At 61.7% G+C, this 16,569-nt stretch carries 22 protein-coding genes; 6 read left to right on the top strand and 16 right to left on the bottom strand.

The annotated features are described in order from the left end of the window. From DFR48_RS07315 to DFR48_RS07245, 15 genes are all read right to left on the bottom strand, one after another. A partial coding sequence (locus tag DFR48_RS07315) for a flagellin N-terminal helical domain-containing protein (RefSeq protein WP_483458455.1) occupies window positions 1-389 on the bottom strand: 389 nt, incomplete at its 3' end. A 326-nt stretch (window positions 390-715) separates the two neighbouring features. Next, window positions 716-1,453 (bottom strand): flagellar type III secretion system pore protein FliP, encoded by a 738-nt coding sequence (gene fliP, locus DFR48_RS07310; protein ID WP_112688971.1) that lies wholly within the window; start codon window positions 1,451-1,453, stop codon window positions 716-718. Next, on the bottom strand, window positions 1,450-1,962 hold the full coding sequence (locus DFR48_RS07305) for a flagellar basal body-associated FliL family protein (RefSeq protein WP_114362518.1): 513 nt from the start codon (window positions 1,960-1,962) through the stop codon (window positions 1,450-1,452). The genes fliP and DFR48_RS07305 overlap by 4 nt, the downstream gene beginning before the upstream one ends. Window positions 1,963-2,000: 38 nt before the next feature. Continuing rightward, complete coding sequence (flgH, locus tag DFR48_RS07300) at window positions 2,001-2,714, bottom strand: flagellar basal body L-ring protein FlgH (RefSeq protein ID WP_114362517.1); 714 nt, start codon at window positions 2,712-2,714, stop codon at window positions 2,001-2,003. Beyond that, the gene (locus DFR48_RS07295; protein ID WP_114362516.1) at window positions 2,711-3,256 is read right to left on the bottom strand and encodes a MotE family protein; all 546 of its coding nucleotides are present in this window, start codon (window positions 3,254-3,256) and stop codon (window positions 2,711-2,713) included. The genes flgH and DFR48_RS07295 overlap by 4 nt, the downstream gene beginning before the upstream one ends. Beyond that, window positions 3,253-4,347, bottom strand: a complete 1,095-nt coding sequence (locus tag DFR48_RS07290) for a flagellar basal body P-ring protein FlgI (RefSeq protein ID WP_308218658.1) — start codon at window positions 4,345-4,347, stop codon at window positions 3,253-3,255. Before DFR48_RS07290 ends, DFR48_RS07295 begins: the two co-directional genes overlap by 4 nt. Before the next feature lie 26 nt (window positions 4,348-4,373). Further along, window positions 4,374-4,859 (bottom strand): flagellar basal body P-ring formation chaperone FlgA, encoded by a 486-nt coding sequence (gene flgA, locus DFR48_RS07285; protein WP_114362514.1) that lies wholly within the window; start codon window positions 4,857-4,859, stop codon window positions 4,374-4,376. A gap of 17 nt (window positions 4,860-4,876) precedes the next feature. After that, on the bottom strand, window positions 4,877-5,665 hold the full coding sequence (gene flgG / locus DFR48_RS07280) for a flagellar basal-body rod protein FlgG (RefSeq protein ID WP_114362513.1): 789 nt from the start codon (window positions 5,663-5,665) through the stop codon (window positions 4,877-4,879). Window positions 5,666-5,683: 18 nt separating this feature from the next. Further along, window positions 5,684-6,025: a flagellar hook-basal body complex protein FliE gene (fliE, locus tag DFR48_RS07275; RefSeq protein WP_112688963.1), complete on the bottom strand. Its 342-nt coding sequence runs from the start codon at window positions 6,023-6,025 to the stop codon at window positions 5,684-5,686. After that, on the bottom strand, window positions 6,022-6,441 hold the full coding sequence (flgC, locus tag DFR48_RS07270) for a flagellar basal body rod protein FlgC (protein ID WP_114362512.1): 420 nt from the start codon (window positions 6,439-6,441) through the stop codon (window positions 6,022-6,024). The genes fliE and flgC overlap by 4 nt, the downstream gene beginning before the upstream one ends. A gap of 3 nt (window positions 6,442-6,444) precedes the next feature. Beyond that, on the bottom strand, window positions 6,445-6,831 hold the full coding sequence (gene flgB / locus DFR48_RS07265; protein WP_114362511.1) for a flagellar basal body rod protein FlgB: 387 nt from the start codon (window positions 6,829-6,831) through the stop codon (window positions 6,445-6,447). A 74-nt stretch (window positions 6,832-6,905) separates the two neighbouring features. Continuing rightward, complete coding sequence (locus DFR48_RS07260; RefSeq protein ID WP_114362510.1) at window positions 6,906-7,466, bottom strand: flagellar protein; 561 nt, start codon at window positions 7,464-7,466, stop codon at window positions 6,906-6,908. A gap of 2 nt (window positions 7,467-7,468) precedes the next feature. Continuing rightward, window positions 7,469-8,869 carry a flagellar protein export ATPase FliI gene (fliI, locus tag DFR48_RS07255; RefSeq protein ID WP_114362509.1) on the bottom strand — a complete coding sequence of 467 codons (1,401 nt, stop codon included), beginning with the start codon at window positions 8,867-8,869 and terminating at the stop codon, window positions 7,469-7,471. Between the two features lie 12 nt (window positions 8,870-8,881). Next, entirely contained in the window at window positions 8,882-9,616 is a 735-nt protein-coding gene (gene flgF, locus DFR48_RS07250) for a flagellar basal-body rod protein FlgF (protein WP_114362508.1), read from the bottom strand. After that, window positions 9,617-10,396 carry a DUF1217 domain-containing protein gene (locus DFR48_RS07245; protein WP_114362507.1) on the bottom strand — a complete coding sequence of 260 codons (780 nt, stop codon included), beginning with the start codon at window positions 10,394-10,396 and terminating at the stop codon, window positions 9,617-9,619. It abuts the gene before it with no gap. A gap of 179 nt (window positions 10,397-10,575) precedes the next feature. On the opposite strand from DFR48_RS07245, the gene motA reads away from it, so the two are divergent. The 6 genes from motA (at window position 10,576) to DFR48_RS07215 (ending at window position 15,786) form a co-directional block, all read left to right on the top strand. Next, entirely contained in the window at window positions 10,576-11,451 is an 876-nt protein-coding gene (gene motA / locus DFR48_RS07240) for a flagellar motor stator protein MotA (RefSeq protein WP_114362506.1), read from the top strand. Further along, window positions 11,448-12,401 (top strand): FliM/FliN family flagellar motor switch protein, encoded by a 954-nt coding sequence (locus DFR48_RS07235; protein WP_114362505.1) that lies wholly within the window; start codon window positions 11,448-11,450, stop codon window positions 12,399-12,401. Before motA ends, DFR48_RS07235 begins: the two co-directional genes overlap by 4 nt. A gap of 57 nt (window positions 12,402-12,458) precedes the next feature. After that, window positions 12,459-13,040, top strand: coding sequence for a flagellar motor switch protein FliN (gene fliN / locus DFR48_RS07230; RefSeq protein WP_114362504.1), 582 nt, complete (start codon window positions 12,459-12,461; stop codon window positions 13,038-13,040). 29 nt (window positions 13,041-13,069) lie between these two features. Beyond that, window positions 13,070-14,110, top strand: coding sequence for a flagellar motor switch protein FliG (fliG, locus tag DFR48_RS07225; protein WP_114362503.1), 1,041 nt, complete (start codon window positions 13,070-13,072; stop codon window positions 14,108-14,110). 147 nt (window positions 14,111-14,257) lie between these two features. Further along, a complete protein-coding gene (flhB, locus tag DFR48_RS07220; RefSeq protein WP_114362502.1) occupies window positions 14,258-15,340 on the top strand; it encodes a flagellar biosynthesis protein FlhB in 1,083 nt (360 codons plus the stop codon). Between the two features lie 5 nt (window positions 15,341-15,345). Further along, window positions 15,346-15,786, top strand: a complete 441-nt coding sequence (locus DFR48_RS07215; protein WP_112688941.1) for a hypothetical protein — start codon at window positions 15,346-15,348, stop codon at window positions 15,784-15,786. Between the two features lie 30 nt (window positions 15,787-15,816). On the opposite strand, the gene visR is transcribed toward DFR48_RS07215, so the two are convergent. Then, window positions 15,817-16,560 (bottom strand): transcriptional regulator VisR, encoded by a 744-nt coding sequence (gene visR / locus DFR48_RS07210; RefSeq protein WP_114362501.1) that lies wholly within the window; start codon window positions 16,558-16,560, stop codon window positions 15,817-15,819. Window positions 16,561-16,569: the final 9 nt, after the last annotated feature.

Here is a 16,569-nt window from a genome sequence, read left to right as displayed (position 1 = left end):
CCCGAGAAGGAGGCGGCTTCCGCGATCGAGGTCAGCTGATCCTGGAGCTGGGTGATTTCTTCCTGGATCTTGGTCTTGTCGACGCCGTCTTCGGTGGCGGCAACGAGCTTGGCCTTGATTTCCTTGACGACGTCGATCGCCGAGTTCATGCCGGAATAGGCCGTGTCGACCTTGGCGGCGCCGAGACCGAGAGCGTCCTGAACCGCCGACAGGGCCATGTTGTCGGAACGCATGGTGGTCGCAATCGACCAGTAGGCGGCGTTATCCGCAGCAGAACCGACGCGAAGACCCGAGGAAATGCGGGACTGGGTGTCGTCCAGGCTGGCGGAGATGGAACGGAGGGTGGACAGCGCAGCCATTGCACTGCCGTTGGTAAGAATACTGCTCATAGAGGTGTCCCCTTGGAAACTCGATACGTTGGAGGGACATGCCGGATTACCTACCGGCAGAGGCGGACGACGTCATGTCAATTAATCTTCGTTTGAATTAATCCGTCTCTGGAGCAGCATCAAACAGCACGGATTTTAACGTCGTCTGAACCGGACTGGTTAAGAAACCGTTATACGGCACTTTTCCGCCGCCTGGCGGCATATTTCGTACAACGTGTTGTAATGTAATTATTATTTCTGCCGTCCGACCTTCAAGCCAAAGCGTATCGGTTAACCCCGGCTCTATCGCGATGCAGCACCGTATGCCGCCGCCGCGACAAGAACGATCAGGAAAACGACCGGACGAGGCTGCCCACAAGGAGATTCCAGCCGTCGATCAGAACGAAAAAGAGAATCTTGAACGGCAGTGAAATCGAGGTCGGCGGCAGCATCATCATGCCCATGGCCATCGTGATCGTGGCAACGATCATGTCGATGACGAGGAACGGCAGCACGATCAGGAAGCCGATCTCGAAACCCCGCCGGATCTCCGACAGCATGAAGGCGGGAACGAGAACGCGGTAATCCACCTTGTCGCCGGTGATCGCCGTCTGGCCACGTTCGTTGGCGATGTCGACGAAAAGCTTCAGATCCTTGTCGCGCGTGTTCGCGGCCATGAACGTGCGAAACGGTTCGGCAATGCGCTGGACGGCCTCGGCCTCGGTCACCTGGTTATCCAGCAGCGGCTGGACGCCATCCCGCCAGGAACGGTCCATCGTCGGTGCCATGACGTAGAAGGTCATGAACAGCGCCATGCTTGTCAGGATCATGTTGGAGGGGGTCGTCGCGAGCCCCATTCCAGAGCGCAGGATCGAGAAGGCGATCACGAAGCGGGGAAAGCTGGTGACCATGATCAGGATGCCGGGAGCGACGGACAGAACCGTCAGCAACCCGAAGGTGCGGATGATCCACGCCGCGACCGAACCATCGATCGGCGCGTTCAGCAGATTGGTCGGAAGCTGCTGCGCGTGCGCGAGCTCCGGCACCGTCGTCATGACGGCGAGCAAGATGAGGTATCGAATCATTCGATCACGAAGGTCCTGAACATTACCTTCGATACCCGCCCTTCCGAGCGAAGGTCAACACGCTCCTCGATGTCGTCCCGCAGATACTGAAAGCCTCGCGGGCCTTCCACCTGCTGCAGAGACACGGTGCGCATGTAGGCAAGGATGTCCTGGTGGATCTGTTCGGCGAGCGCTGCGTCGGGGGCGCCCTTGAACATGAGAGCGACTTCGAGACGAATCCAGCTCTCGGAGGGATAAGCGAGGTTCGTGGTGATCGGCTCGAGCTGAACGACACCGTTCGCCTCCGTCGCGATACGGGCGAGGCCTTCTTCCGCCTTGCCGCCGTGGGCACCCGCCTTCGCCTCCTCCGTCGCCGCCGCGGACTCCTGGGAAGCCTTGATGTCGGGCGCGATCATGGTGCCGACCAGCCAACCGCCGCCGCCGCCCGCCACCGTGAGCAGCGCGATCGCCGCAATCATCAGCATGAGCGGCGACTTCTTCTTTGCTTCGGCTTCTTCCGCTTCTTCCATGATCCCCGCACCCGCTTCGGTTCGTTGGCCCATCACCGTCAGATCGGCGAGAACAGATCGACGACCTGCTGGCCGACGGGCGGCTGCTGTACCTCCGTCAGACGACCACGTCCGCCATAGGAGATCCGGGCCTCGGCGATGCGGTCGTAGGAAATGGTGTTGTCCGCATCAACATCCTGCGGTCGAACGATGCCCGCGACGTTCAGGATACGGATCTCATGGTTAACGCGCACCTCTTGTGAGCCGCTGATCAACAGGTTTCCGTTCTCGAGAATCCCGGTGACGACCGCGGCGACGAGAAGCGTCAGCTTCTCCGATCGCGCCGTCGAGCCCTTGCCCGCCGTACTGGTATCAGAACCGGACGACAGATCGCCGGTGGTCACCGGCGGCGTCCAGCCGAAGAGGTCGGCCTGGGTCGCCCACTTCATTCCGCTCGAGTTCGTGCGGCTGCGATCCGTCTCGTTCTTGAACGAAGCCCGGTCGTTGATCTGAATGTTCACCGTCAGGATGTCGCCGACGTTGATCGCGCGCGAATCCTTGAAGAGTGCAGCCTGGGAGTCGCTCCAGAGCGAATAGCCGCTGGCCACCTGACGCGGTTGTTTCGGATAGAGCGCCATCTGTGGCGTCTGGCTGTAGCGCAGGCCACTGCCGATCGGGCTCATCGACGGCGCGTTGCCGATCTCTTTCAATGTCTGGCTCTGGCAACCGGCCAGGAACAAGACAGCCAGGACGGCAGGAAAACGCTTCGTCATGAGGGGTCCCTCGAGGTGGTAGGATCGGCGGCGCTCGACATCACTCCCGCAACGATGGCGGCCTTCTCGGCATTCATCTCGCTCAGGATCTGGCTCGACTGACGCGCCGGCAGCTTCATGACGATGGCCGCTGCCAGAACGGGGTCGATCTTTTCGAGCTGAGGAGCGGCTGCGTCCGCCTTCATGTTCTTGTAGATTTCGACGAGATTGACCTCGGCCTGCTGCATGAAATCATTGCGGCGCTTCAGCCAGTCTTCGTATTCGGCCTTACGCTGTTCAAGTACGCCGATGCGCTGGTCGACCTCTGCCTGCAGCTTTTCGAGTTCCTGCTTCTGCAGCAGATAGCGCTGATCGCGCGCCGGATCGGCGATGCTGGTGCAGAACTGCTGAATTTCCTGCTGCGTCGCTCCGCCGGCCGGCGGGGCAAGCGCAGCAACGTCCTCTGCAACAGCTGTGCCCACGGGAACGGCAGCCAGGAACGTCGCAAGGGTGGCGGTTCCGGCGAGCGAGAAACGGATTTTGCAGTCGATTCGATCCATCATTGCAGGACGAGCTCCGCCTGAAGTGCGCCGGCCGACTTGATCCCCTGGAGGATCGCGATGATGCCGTCGGGCTTGACACCGATATTGTTCAGTCCGCTGACGAGGGTTCGCAGGTCCGGTCCGTCGACGATGGCGATCGGGCCGCCGTCCTTTTGGGCGAGGATGTCCGTTTGCGGTTGCACCGCCGTTTTGCCGTTCGAGAACGGCAGCGGCTGTATGATCTGCGGTGTCTCCGTAACCTGGACGGTGAGCGTCCCGTAGCTTACGGCCACCTTCGAAACACGGACCTCGGCGCCGATCACGATGGTGCCGGTGCGTTCATTGATGACGACCTTGGCCGGTGAATCCGTTTCGACGACGAGATTTTCGATCTCTGCCATCAACCGGGCAAGATCGGCCTGACGCGGCTTCTGGACGACGACTTCCTGGGAATCGCGCGCTTCTGCGATGGGTCCACCGTAGCGCGATCCCGCGTAGGCGTTCACCGTCTCGGAAATCCGGATCGCGGTGGTGAAGTCGGGATTTCTCAGCTGCAGGACGAGATTGACAGAGTCCTTGAACTTCGACGGAAGCTCACGCTCGATGATCGCGCCATTCGGCACGCGGCCCGACGTCGTGACACCCTCGGTGACGCTCGCCGCCTGGCCTTGAGCATTGAAGCCGGAGACGATCACAGAGCCTTGCGAGACGGCATAGATCTGACCGTCGGCACCGGTGAGCGAGGTCATCACCAGCGTACCGCCGCGCAGGGAGGAGGCATCGCCGAGCGAACTTACCGTCGCATCGATCCGGCTGCCTGGGCTCGCGAAGGGCGGGAGCGTGGCCGTCACCATGACCGCGGCGATGTTCTTGGCGTTCGACTGGCCGCCCTGCGTCGAGATTCCGAGGTTCTGCAGCATCGCCCGCAGGGACTGCTCGGTGAAGGGTGAGGAGCGCAGGCTGTCGCCGGTTCCCTGGAGGCCGACCACGAGGCCGTAGCCGATCAGCTGGTTGTCACGTCCCGACTGCAGCGACGCGATGTCCTTGATGCGCGACGCCGTGGCAGCACTCGCGCCGGAGGCGCAGGCCAGGCCGAGAAACAGGCTGAGCAGGGCCAGCGCGCCTTTCCGTAGCAAACTCATTTCGCCATCACCTGTACCGTACCATCCGCCATCACCGTGCCGCTGACGATTGCACCGGAATCGATGTTGCGAACCTTGATGACGTCGCCGACACCGGCATCTGTCAGGGGTGTTCCGGATGCAGAGATCACCAGATTGCCGATCGCGAACGTCAGACGGACGCTGCTGCCGCGCTTGATCGCGTAAGCCTCCCGCAGTCCGGACAAGGGGATCGTCCGGCCCTGCAGCAGGGTTCGCTTCGTGACCATGCCGACCACCTGGCCGACCGAACTCGCATAGCCGCCGGCCAGATTGGGATTCGTGACCCTCACTTCCTCGACCTGCGAAGCGGAGATTGTCTCGCCGGGATAGATCGTCTGCATCGGCACGACAGCGTAGCCGTCCTTCGCCGCGGCCGGCAGGGTCTGGCCGAATACGAAGGATGCGACGACCGCAAACGGGGTCATCGCTCTTGCGTATCTGGTGATCCGGCGAAACCTCATGTTTGCCTGCCTCCTGCCTACTTCAGGTTCTTGCTGACGATCTGTGCCATCTCGTCGGCGGTCTGGATGACCTTCGAGTTCATCTCGTAGGCTCGCTGGGCGGAGATCATGTCGGTGATCTCCCTGACCGAATCGACGTTCGACGATTCCAGGTAGCCTTGCTTCAGATAGGCAAAGCCCGGGTCTTCGGGCGCACCGACGATCGGTTCGCCGGAGGCCGCGGTCTGCGCGAAGAGGTTGTCGCCGAGCGGTTTCAGGCCGGCTTCATTGACGAAGTTGGCAATCGTGAGCTGCCCGAGTTCGGTGAAGTCGTTGCTGTTGCCGATACGCGCGGAAACCGTGCCGGTACGGCTGATGACCACTTCACTTGCGTTTTCCGGAACGGTGATCGCCGGCGATACGGCATAGCCGTCGATGGTCACCAGCTGGCCATCGGCATTGGTGTTGAACGCTCCCGACCGGCTGTAGAGGATCGTGCCGTCTGGCGCCTCGATCTGGAACCAGCCGCGGCCGACCAGCGCGACGTCGAGATCGTTCGAGGTCTGGGCGAGCTCGCCCTGGGTATGGATGTTGCGAACCGCGGCAGTCTGCACGCCGAGACCGATATTGGCACCCTCCGGCACGATCGCCTGGTTGGCGCGGTTGGCTACGCCCTGGGTGCGCTCCGTCTGATACAGAAGGTCGGCGAACTCGGCCCGGGCCCGCTTGTAGCCGGTCGTATTGATGTTGGCGATGTTGTTGGCGATGACCTCGAGATTGGTCTGCTGTGCATCCATGCCGGTGGCCGCGATGGCAAGCGCTCTCATGTGTCCGTCCTTGATCCGCTAGATCTGCATCTTGGTGATTTCGAGATAGGCCGTGACGATCTTGTCGCGCAGCGCGATCGCAGTCTGCAGCGACTGTTCCGCGGCGAGCACGGCGTCGACGACCTCGCGGGTGTTGGCCGTACCCTTGATGCCCTCGAAGGAGGTGACTTCCGCCTGCTTCAGATTGTTGACGGCATCGGTGGCCAAGCTGCCCAGCACACCGGCAAAACTCAGACCGGTTGCGGCACCCGGGGTGACGCCATCAGACGGTCCCACGGAGGTGGAGGCGGACTCACCGGCGAAAAATCCGAGTCCGGAGGAACGGGAAAGCGAAGTTACGTCTTCAGTCTTCTCAATCATTGCGAAGCTTTCAGCAGGTTGATGGTCGAGGAGATCAGGTCACGCGTCTGCTTGACCGTCTGCAGATTCGCCTCGTAGGTGCGGTTGGCCTCGCGCATGTCGGCCATTTCGATCAGGACATTGACATTCGGCATCTTGACGTAGCCGCGCTCGTCCGCAGCGGGATTGCCGGGATCGAACTCCCGGATGAAATCGGAATCGTCCTCGCCAAGTCTCTTCACCGCCACGAGATCGGCACCGCTCACCTTGTCTAGCTCGGCCCCGAAAGTGACTGTCTTGCGCCGGTAAGGCTCCGCACCGGGCGTATCGCCGGTCGAGCGTGCGTTTGCGATGTTTTCCGAGACGACACGCAGGCGGGTGGACTGGGCTTCCAGCCCACTGCCGGCGATCTTGAGGGCGGCTGACAGCGGATCCATGGCTTACCTCTTAACAGTCATCAGCATCATGCGATGAAAGGATGTGACGAGAGCCGTGTTGAGCTGATGCTGGCGACCGATTTCGCCCGCCTTGGTCAATTCGTCAGCCAGCGCGACGCTGTTGCCGGACTCGAGAACGCCGATCTCCTGGTTGAGGGCGGCTTCACGGACCTCCACGTCGTCACCGTACTCGCTCGCGGCGAGATGACCGGGATTGGTCCTCGCCATGCGTGGCACCGTCTCGTCCAGCACCGCGCTGAAGGGGGTAACCTCCCTGGCGCGATAGTCGGGGGTGTTGGCATTGGCGATGTTGCTGGCAACGACCTCCTGGCGAATGGAAAGCCATTCGGCTTGCCTGGAGGCCAAAGCGAACAACTGGATAGGCTGCATAGGCTTCACTCCGTCATTTTCTGGATGTGAACCTACGCACGTAATCTTGCGTGGGACTTACGGGTAGACGAACGTCAATCGGGCTCGTAGACGGCGCCCGTGGAGCTGACGATGACCCACTTGCCGTCGCGCTGTTCCAGCGTTGCGACGCGACTGTTGTCGGGGAGAATCGAACCGACCCGCACGATATACATGCCGGAATTATCCTCGATCAGCGCCCGGCCGTTGGCGACGTGCAGAAGGCGGAAGCCACTCTTGCCCGGGAACGGTTGCTGCTCCTTCAGTTCCTTTCCGGCCGCGTTTTCCTTGCCGATCTTGGAGACCGTCGCCGTCACCAGCGGGTCGGTCTTCGGCCAGTTGAGCTTCGGTCCGTTGTCGTCCTTGTCGACCATCGCGAGGGGCGAGACACTGAAGACGTTGCGACCAGGCGTTTCCGGCAGGTCGCGCGTATGATCCATTTCCGCGACGCGGATACCGAACTTCTCTTCGTTGAAGAAGACGTACCAAGGGAAGAATGCGGCCGCGCAGGCGAGGGCGACCCCCGTCACGGCGAGAACGCGGTCGGTGGTCGACATCGCGCGCGAAGCCTGCGGCTTCGGGGACACTGTCCGTTCGTCGGTATCGAAGTCGGTCACGACTATCCCCTCATTTTTCCGATGGCGGCCGGCGCCGACTGCATCGCCGCCTGCTTCAAGGCGTTGGCAAGATCGGCGTAGGCATCCATTGCCGGCCTGTCGGCGGGCGTCTGTTTCAGAACCTCGTAGATCACCGGCACCTGCTTGATCGCCATGTCGAGATCAGGATCGCTGCCGGCGCGATACCCCCCGATCAGACGCAGGTCGCGGGTTTCCTCGAAGCGGTGGATGAGCGTCTTCAGGCGGGAGACCAGTTTCTCCTGATCGTCGCTCCAGGCCTTGCGCGCAAGGCGCGAGATCGAGGCGAGCGGATTGATCGGCGGATAGCGCCCCTCTTCCGCCAGCGAGCGGTCGAGCACGATATGGCCGTCGAGAATGCCGCGCGTCGAATCGGCGATCGGGTCGTTGTGATTGTCACCGTCGACAAGAATCGAAATGATGGCGGTGATCGTTCCCGAACCCTCGGTGCCGGGACCTGCCCGTTCCAGGAGGCGCGGCAACTCGGTAAACACCGAGGCGGGGTAGCCGCGCGCAACAGGCGGCTCGCCGGCGGCCATCGCCACCTCGCGGATCGCATGGGCGAAGCGGGTAACGCTGTCGACGATGAAGAGTACGTTTTCACCGCGGTCGCGGAAGTGTTCGGCGATCGTCATGGCCGCGAGCGGTGCCATCTTGCGCAGCATCGGGCTCTCGTCGCTGGTGGCGATGACCGCCACCGACTTCTTCATGTTCGGACCAAGCGTATCCTCGATGAACTCACGCACCTCGCGTCCACGTTCACCGACGAGCGCGATCACGACCTTGTCGAAGGCGTCGGCCCGGGCGAGCATCGACAGAAGCGTCGACTTGCCCACGCCAGACCCGGCAAAGATGCCGAGGCGCTGGCCGAAGCACAGGGGTGAGAAGATGTCGATCGCCCGGACGCCGGTGCGAAACCCCTGCTCCACGCGCCGCCGTGCCATGGATGACGGCGCGCTGTTGGAGACCGGACGGCGCAGCAGGCCGGGCGTGAGCGGCCCGCGTCCGTCGATCGGCTCGCCGAGCGCGTTGATCGTGCGACCGCACCAGCTGTCGTCGGGAGCAATTCTGAAGGCGCCCTTGCGAATGACGAGATCATGGATGCCGATCGGCTCGCCCGGTTCGATCGGGCAGACATAGGCGACGTCAGGCTCCACCCGCACCACCTCTCCGAGGTGGATTCCGGTCGGGCTGCGATGGGCGACGAATTCACCGAGCCTCACGTGCCGCGAAAGTCCCGCCACCGTGTAATGGCCGGCGGCGATCGTACGCACACGGCCTCCGTGGGTCACCGAGAACGCGGGATCTGCATAGCGCGCCGCCAGGCCTGCGAGCTGGGTCAGCTTGCCGGAAAGGGCGAATTCAGCGGAGACGGGTTCAGACATGGCTCAGCGACCTCAGCTCGATCCGCCGAGCGTCTTGATCGCATCGTTCAGCGAGCTCTCGCTGTCGCGCATCAGCGAACTGACGCTCTCGAACGCACGATTGACCTGGATGAGCTGGGTAATTTCGCTGATGCCGTTGACGTTGGAATTTTCGAGGTAACCCTGCACCACGGAGATCTGGCTGTTGTCGACGACGGGTTGCGGCTGGTCGACCGTGGTGATGCCGCTGTTCTCATAGCGCACGAACCCCTTGGTGACATCGGCGGAAAAAACGCCGAGGACGGCGACCTGGCGGCCATCCTGGAGAATTTTTCCGTCCTGCCCGACCGTCGGCGGACCGCCGGCACGATTGAGCTGGATCGGTGCGCCGCCGGCATCGAGAACCGGATAACCGCGCAAGGATATGAGTTCCCCCGTCTCCTTGATGGTAAACCGCCCGTCGCGGGTCAGGACCTGCCCTGCCGGCGTGTCGATCGCAAACCAGGCATCGCCCTTGATCGCGAAGTCCAGCTCGTTGCCTGTGTGCTGCAATTCGCCGGCTCGCGTCGAGAGATAGTCGTTACCCTGCGAGACGAAGGCAATCTTGGCATTGAGATCGTTATGGGTCCGGCTGAGGACCTCGTCGAATTTGACCTCGGTGCCGCGGAAGCCGACGGTGTTCACATTGGCAATATTGTCAGCGATGGTCGTGAGGCGCCGTTCGAGGGCGACCTGGGACGACAGGGCAACATAGAGTCCCGACTGCACTTAGCTGCCTCCGAGCTTGAGAGAGTTGATCGAGATGAGCAGATCCGGCGAGATGCCGTATCCGGACGAGGAGCCGAACACCGCGAGCGGGTCGTAGCTCTCGGACGGATGTTGCAGCTCCCACATGGCGGTGAACCGTTCGAGGAAGAGACCCGTCTTCTCCGGGTCCTGGAAGTCCTTGATGTCGATCATGCGGCCGATGGTGGCGGCCTGCTGGTCGATATCGGAGCCAGCGAACTCTTCCGGCAGGCCGAGCGCCGTGCGAACCACTTGAGAGAGCGCGTCATCGGCGAGGATGTCCATGGCCGAGGATATCTTCGGAGCGGTCCGCTCGAAGTAGAGCGCCAGCCGCACGCCCGTATTTTCGGCACCGGCCTGCTCCTCGAGCGTCTGGCGCATGTATTTGTCGACGACCCCCTGCTGGGCTTTGGTGAACGCGGTCGCAGCCGCACCCTGTTCGGCGAAGTTCAGCGACTTGACGAGCTCCGAATAACGGCTGTCGGCAAGCTGATTGGCGAAGGCTTCCTTGTCGGCAACACCCTCGGTCAGCACCTTGCGGATGAAGGCCTTTGCATAAGCCATATCCTCGAGGCCGTGCGCCTTCAGGGCATAATTGTACAGGCGGCTGTCGCCCATGAAGTCGTCGATGGACTTTATGTCGCCGATCCTGGACAGGTAATACTCGGTCTCGCGGGAGACATCCGGGGCCTTCGCCACGCGGTCGAGAGACCTGGTGATATCCCGGGTGATTAGCTGGTAGCTCGCATAAGTTGTCGTCACGGTCTTTTCCGCCTCTTGTGGACAATCGGGTCAGGCGTCCGTTATCGCCCTTCTTGCGGCAAAAGGCTTGTGCGAAGCTTTCTCTAGGTTCACAAACCGTGAAACCCGCGGCATTCAGCCTCACGCAAGGCAAGGCCCCTATCGCTAGACCCGAAAATAACTGTCACCGCGGGCGCGATATGAACATCATAATCGGACTTGTTATCACTTTTGGCTGTATCCTCGGCGGCTATATGGCCATGGGCGGACATGTCAACGTCCTCATCCAGCCCTTCGAGCTCATGATCATCGGCGGTGCGGGTCTCGGCGGCTTCATTATGGCCAATCCCATAAAGGTCGTGAAGGACTCCGGAAAATCCACGGCCGAGGTGCTGAAGAACGCGGTTCCGAAGGAACGAGACTATCTCGACGTTCTGGGGGTCCTCTATTCTCTGATGCGCGACCTGAGAACGAAGTCCCGCAACGAGATCGAAGCGCACATCGACAATCCCGACGAATCGACGATCTTTCAGGCGGCTCCTTCCGTTTTGAAGAACAAGGATCTTACTGCCTTCATCTGCGACTACGTCCGACTGATCATCATCGGGAACGCCCGCTCCCACGAGATCGAAGCGCTGATGGACGAGGAAATCAACACCATCCTTCACGACAAGATGAAGCCCTACAACGCGATCACGGTCATGGGCGACAGTTTCCCGGCCATCGGTATCGTCGCGGCCGTTCTCGGGGTCATCAAGGCGATGGGCAAGATCAACGAATCGCCGGAGGTTCTCGGCGGCCTGATCGGCGCCGCACTCGTCGGTACGATGCTCGGGATCGTCCTCTCCTATTGCATCTGCAACCCGCTCGCCGCCCAGATCAAGACTGTCCGAACCAAGCAGCATCGCCTCTACATCATCGTCAAGCAGACGCTGCTCGCCTACATGAACGGCTCGGTACCGCAGGTCGCGCTCGAATATGGACGCAAGACAATCTCCTCGCATGAGCGTCCGTCCATCGACGCCGTCGAGCAGGAAATGATGAATCCCGGCGGCGAGAACAAGGCGGCGGCATGACGATGATGATGACCGAGAACAAGCCGGAGTCGGCAATGGATCAGGCTTTGCTCGCGCGCCTCACCGGGGGCTTGGGCGACAGGAAGACCGTCGAGAAACTCTGCAGCGATTTCGGCCACCTTTTCACGGAACTCCTGCCGGACGTCCTGCAGAGCGAAACCGGCCTCCAGGTCGACGTTCATTACAACGGCCACGAAGCCGGCCTGATGAGCGAACTCATCGCCGAACTCGGCGACAACGTTGTGCTGGCGGACGGATCGCTGCGCAACTGGAGCCCCAATTTCGTCGTCGGCTGCGGCAACGCCTTCGTCGTCACCCTGATGGAGAACCTGCTGGGAGCGCTCCCGGAAACGATCGAGGAGCCGATCCAGCGTCCTCTCTCACGCATTGAGCTCGATCTGTCCGTCATGGTGATCGGCAAGATCGCCAACGTCCTGCGCTCGGGCATCGAGGTTCCCGGTTCCTTCGAACCGCAACTCGAACGCCCGCACAACGCCGAAGACCGCCTGAAACCGGAGGAGGATCACGTCGACGAGTACGGCGCTGTCGTCAAGATGGGTGTCGAACTCGGCCCCGTCGCCTCCGAATTCTACGTAGTCATCCCGCAGAAGGCCCTGCTGAAGACCGTGGTCACGGTACCGAAGTCGCGGAGCCAGGCGGGCCAGAGCCGCAAGGAATGGGCCGAGCAGATGGCCGAGCAGGTTCGCCGTTCGCAGGTGAAACTGCAGGCACGAATTCAGCTGCAGCCGCTGACCCTCGATACGATTTCCCGCCTGGCGGTGGGCGACGTGATCGCCTTTCAGGATCGTGGCGACGTCATGGTCGACGTCAGCGCCAACGGCAAGAATCTCTATCGCTGCGAGTTCGGGCGGGCGGGTGAACACTACACGGTACGCGTCAAGGACAACGTCAGCAGCGAAGACGAAATCCTGAGACATCTCATGGGCTAGCACATCAACGCTTCACCAAGGCAGGCTGAGGCAAGTTTCGACAGGAATTATGACTGCATGGCTACTAAGAAAACACCTGTACCCGATGAAGACGCACTGTCCATGGTGACGTCCGACGCCGCCTTCGACCAGGCGGTCGACGACCTGCGCGGCGTCCTGAAGAGTGATTCGGAAGGCACACTGCCCGATTTCGGCAGCGACTTTTCCGCCTCGCCGATGGACACGGCCGATCTTTCCGCATTCGAATCGGACCTCGGCGGTTTTCCTGCCGCCGCCCCGGCCGCAGTGAGCGATTTCGGGACTGACGCGTTCGGCACCGATGCATTCGGCGGCGGGTTCGATGAGCCGTCGACGGTATCCTCGCAACAGCCCGGCAGCGCCCTGACGGCCAACTTCGATCTCATCATGGACATTCCCATTGATGTCGAAGTCATCCTGGGCGCGAGCAAGATGCCGGTTGCCGGCCTCATGAATCTCGAGGAAGGGGCGATCATCACCCTGGACAAGAAGATCGGTGAGCCGGTCGACATCACGGTGAACGGCCGACGCATCGCGCGTGGCGAAATCACCGTGCTCGAAAACGATGACACCCGCTTCGGCGTCAAGCTGATCGAAGTGATGGGTAGCAAGACGACCTGACCCATGACGGGCCAGAGAGGAAGAAGACCATGATGGACTTTGACGACTTCGGCAGTAACCTACCTGGAACACCCCTTTCCCAGGCGGACAAGGCTGCGGCCGTCCTGCTGGCGATGGGCAAGGGCGTCGCCGGCAAGCTGCTGAAGTACTTCACCCAGGCCGAACTGCAGACCATCATCGCGTCCGCGCAGACGCTGCGCTCCATTCCACCGGACGAACTCAACCTGTTGGTCAACGAGTTCGAGGACCTTTTCACCGAAGGTGCCGGCCTGATGGACAACGCCAAGGCGATCGAGAGCATTCTCGAGGAGGGACTGACCCCCGAGGAGGTGGATGGGCTGCTCGGACGGCGTACGGCGTTCCAGGCCTACGAGGAATCGATCTGGGACCAGCTGCAGGATGCCGACCCCGATTTCATCGCCAAGTTCCTGATGCGGGAGCATCCGCAGACAGTCGCCTATATCCTCTCGATGCTGCCGTCTTCTTTTGGCGCCAAGGTTCTCCTGAAGCTGCCGGAAAGCCGTCGCGCCGACGTCATGAACCGCACCGTCAACCTGAAAAACGTCAGCCAGAAGGCCGCTCAGATCATCGAGAACCGCGTGCACGAACTGATCTCGGAGATCGAGGCGGAGCGCAATTCGGTGGGTTCGGCCAAGGTCGCGGACCTGATGAACGAGCTCGACAAGCCCCAGGTCGACACCCTCCTCAACTCGCTGGAGACGATCAGCAAGTCGGCGGTCGAGAAGGTGCGGCCGAAGATCTTCCTCTTCGAGGATCTGCTCGCCATGCCGCAGCGCAGCCGCGTGCTGCTCCTCAACGACGTCTCCGGAGATGTGCTGACGATGGCGCTGCGCGGCGCATCAATGGAAATCCGCGAATGCGTTCTTTCCGCGATCAGCCCGCGTCAGCGCCGCATGATCGAATCCGATCTGGCGACCGGCACCACCGGCATCAATCCGCGCGAGATCGCGATCGCCCGGCGTGCCGTCGCGCAGGAGGCGATCCGGCTTGCCAATTCCGGTCAGATCCAGCTCAAGGAAACGGAAGGCGATGCCACGCAGGCCGCCTGAGGCGGCTTGCTGTTGAAAAACCTGTCGCCCGCCCACGTCGCGATTGAACGGGATCGGGCGGGCAGCTAGCCTCGCCCATCCCGACAGACACGCGCCCAGCAAATCCGGCGCCGCCTCGAAGGGCATTGCCGAACAAGGACAGCGGGCTTGTCTGACGAACAGGACAAAGAAAGCAAAACAGAAGCCCCGACCGAGAAGAAGCGGCGGGACGCCGCGGAAAAAGGCAATCTGCCTTCGTCACGCGAAATTCCGATCTTCGCGTCGGCTCTCGCCTTTTATCTCTATTCCGTGTTCTTTCTTCCGAAGGCGATGGGTCGCCTGGGTGAGACACTGCGGGATCTCTTCGAGCAACCCGACCAGTGGCGCGTCTTCACCGCAACCGACGTCGTCTCGCTCTTCGTCCACCTCGGGTGGGAAGCGGGCGCCCTGCTCTTTCCGGCGATGGCCCTCTTCATGGTCTTCGGCATCACGTCGAACGTCGTCCAGAACATGCCCTCGTTCGTGCTGGAGCGTATTCGTCCACAAATGTCGCGGATTTCGCCAGCCAAGGGATGGGAGCGCCTGTTCGGTCTACGCGGCCTCGTCGAATTCGGAAAATCCGTCTTCAAGATCGTCATTGTATCGGCCATCATGGTGATGGCGCTGCGCTCGGAGTATTTCGGCGCCCTCGACGCGATGTTCTCCGACCCACAAGTGATTCTCGTGAAGTTCGCTGCGATCCTGAAGAAGATGATGATCATCATCGTTCTGGCGACGGCAATCCTCGCGATCAGCGACTACGCCTGGACGCGCTACCACTGGTTCACCCAGCTGAAGATGACGAAGCAGGAAGTCAAGGACGAACTCAAGCAGTCGCAAGGCGACCCGATCGTGAAATCGCGGCAGCGCTCGATTGCACGGGACCGGGCGCGCCGCCGCATGATCGCCAATGTGCCGCGCGCGACGCTCGTGATCACCAACCCGACTCACTACGCGGTGGCCCTGCGGTATGTGCGCGAGGAGAACGACGCTCCCGTCGTCATCGCAAAGGGACAGGACCTGGTCGCCCTCAAGATCCGCGAGATCGCCCAGGCGCACGATATCCCCATTTTTGAGGACCCGCCGCTTGCTCGCTCCATGTTTGCGCAAGTCTCGATAGATAGTGTCATTCCGTCGATATTCTACAAGGCCGTCGCGGAACTCGTTCACCGGGTCTACGCGGCAAAGGCCAGGAAAACGCGGGTACGCTAATCGCGATGAAGAAATGCCCCTATACCAGCCAGCGTGAAAAGATCGTCGCGGAAGCGATCAGCCCGGTTGCATCGGAACTTCGGCTGCTCGACGCCGCCGACCTGATCTCACTGCTGCGCTTCGAGCTCTATGGCAACATCGCCGACCTGGTCTCCTCGGCGGCCGAACTCTATTTCCATCCCGGAACGGTCAACTTCGGCGCCGGCGGGGAGTATAGGCTGGAATGGGGCGGCCCCCCGGAGGTCGTACTCGACCTCGAAATCAAGCCTCGCGACGTGACCGTCTATGCGCAGCTGACCCTGACCCACGATCACGCCGGCCTCGAGATCTGCCATGTGGCTTTCCACAATCCGTTGGGCAGCCCGGAAGAGAACACACGCCTGCTCCGCGACAGCCTACAGGCGGCTCGCTTCTGCAACGCCGGCGTCTCCCCGCACTACACCTGAACCGTCGCGGCGATGAGCTCGTCGCCCGGACTACGTGATGTAGCCGAGGCGGATTGCCTTCGCGATCGCCTGGATGCGATTGACCGAATCGAGCTTGATCGTCGCCGACCCGAGATAGGCATTGACGGTGTGCACGGAGAGGCGAAGCGCCTCCGCGATCTCTTCGCTGATGCGACCATCCCCCGCAAGCTGCAGACAGGCGATCTCGCGATCGCTCAGTGATTCGGCGGGCTGCGTGCGTCGCTCGTCCAGCGACAGCAGGTCCGTCATCACTTTGCAGCAACGGGAATGGATGTCGACGATCCGCTCCCCGGCAATATCGATGCCGCCGGTGACGGCGAAGAGGACATATCCGTTGCCCGAAGCGCCGAGCCGAACGGGGAACGCGATGCCGGAATAGGGCAGCACGCGCGGCTGTAGTTGGTCCACGAAGACGGAAAAATCCGACGTGTCGGCCCAACTCGAATCGCCGACCGCATTCCAGCTGAGCGGCAACAGAGAACTCTCGAGGTGCGACAGCAGGGTGCTTCCGTAATGGACGAGGAAGCCATCGAGGCCTGCCGGCACCATCATCGACCAGTTGTCAAGCTGAGCGACGAGCTTGCGTTTGCCGGGCAGACCGGAGCCGGCGATCTTGAGCACGGCGAAGCCGTTGGCACCGAGGCTCTTCTGCAGCGCAGTGAGCTTCGGGAATATCTCCGAGCGCACGTTGATCTGGCGCGAGTGTCCGGCCTGGGTTTTCGCAGAGGGGAGCGAGCCTTGTGGGGATTTCATCGGCCCGTC

This window comes from Ciceribacter lividus, assembly GCF_003337715.1.
Classification (GTDB): domain Bacteria; phylum Pseudomonadota; class Alphaproteobacteria; order Rhizobiales; family Rhizobiaceae; genus Allorhizobium; species Allorhizobium lividum.
This window is presented reverse-complemented; position numbering and strand designations above follow the sequence as displayed.

Excerpts from the sequence above, each read along its gene's own strand:
- fliP (WP_112688971.1), bottom strand. The coding sequence starts at position 1,453 with ATGATTCGATACCTCATCTTGCTCGCCGTCATGACGACGGTGCCGGAG.
- DFR48_RS07305 (WP_114362518.1), bottom strand. The coding sequence starts at position 1,962 with ATGGAAGAAGCGGAAGAAGCCGAAGCAAAGAAGAAGTCGCCGCTCATG.
- flgH (WP_114362517.1), bottom strand. The coding sequence starts at position 2,714 with ATGACGAAGCGTTTTCCTGCCGTCCTGGCTGTCTTGTTCCTGGCCGGT.
- DFR48_RS07295 (WP_114362516.1), bottom strand. The coding sequence starts at position 3,256 with ATGATGGATCGAATCGACTGCAAAATCCGTTTCTCGCTCGCCGGAACC.
- flgA (WP_114362514.1), bottom strand. The coding sequence starts at position 4,859 with ATGAGGTTTCGCCGGATCACCAGATACGCAAGAGCGATGACCCCGTTT.
- flgG (WP_114362513.1), bottom strand. The coding sequence starts at position 5,665 with ATGAGAGCGCTTGCCATCGCGGCCACCGGCATGGATGCACAGCAGACC.
- fliE (WP_112688963.1), bottom strand. The coding sequence starts at position 6,025 with ATGATTGAGAAGACTGAAGACGTAACTTCGCTTTCCCGTTCCTCCGGA.
- flgC (WP_114362512.1), bottom strand. The coding sequence starts at position 6,441 with ATGGATCCGCTGTCAGCCGCCCTCAAGATCGCCGGCAGTGGGCTGGAA.
- flgB (WP_114362511.1), bottom strand. The coding sequence starts at position 6,831 with ATGCAGCCTATCCAGTTGTTCGCTTTGGCCTCCAGGCAAGCCGAATGG.
- fliI (WP_114362509.1), bottom strand. The coding sequence starts at position 8,869 with ATGTCTGAACCCGTCTCCGCTGAATTCGCCCTTTCCGGCAAGCTGACC.
- motA (WP_114362506.1), top strand. The coding sequence starts at position 10,576 with ATGAACATCATAATCGGACTTGTTATCACTTTTGGCTGTATCCTCGGC.
- DFR48_RS07235 (WP_114362505.1), top strand. The coding sequence starts at position 11,448 with ATGACGATGATGATGACCGAGAACAAGCCGGAGTCGGCAATGGATCAG.
- fliN (WP_114362504.1), top strand. The coding sequence starts at position 12,459 with ATGGCTACTAAGAAAACACCTGTACCCGATGAAGACGCACTGTCCATG.
- fliG (WP_114362503.1), top strand. The coding sequence starts at position 13,070 with ATGATGGACTTTGACGACTTCGGCAGTAACCTACCTGGAACACCCCTT.
- DFR48_RS07215 (WP_112688941.1), top strand. The coding sequence starts at position 15,346 with ATGAAGAAATGCCCCTATACCAGCCAGCGTGAAAAGATCGTCGCGGAA.
- visR (WP_114362501.1), bottom strand. The coding sequence starts at position 16,560 with ATGAAATCCCCACAAGGCTCGCTCCCCTCTGCGAAAACCCAGGCCGGA.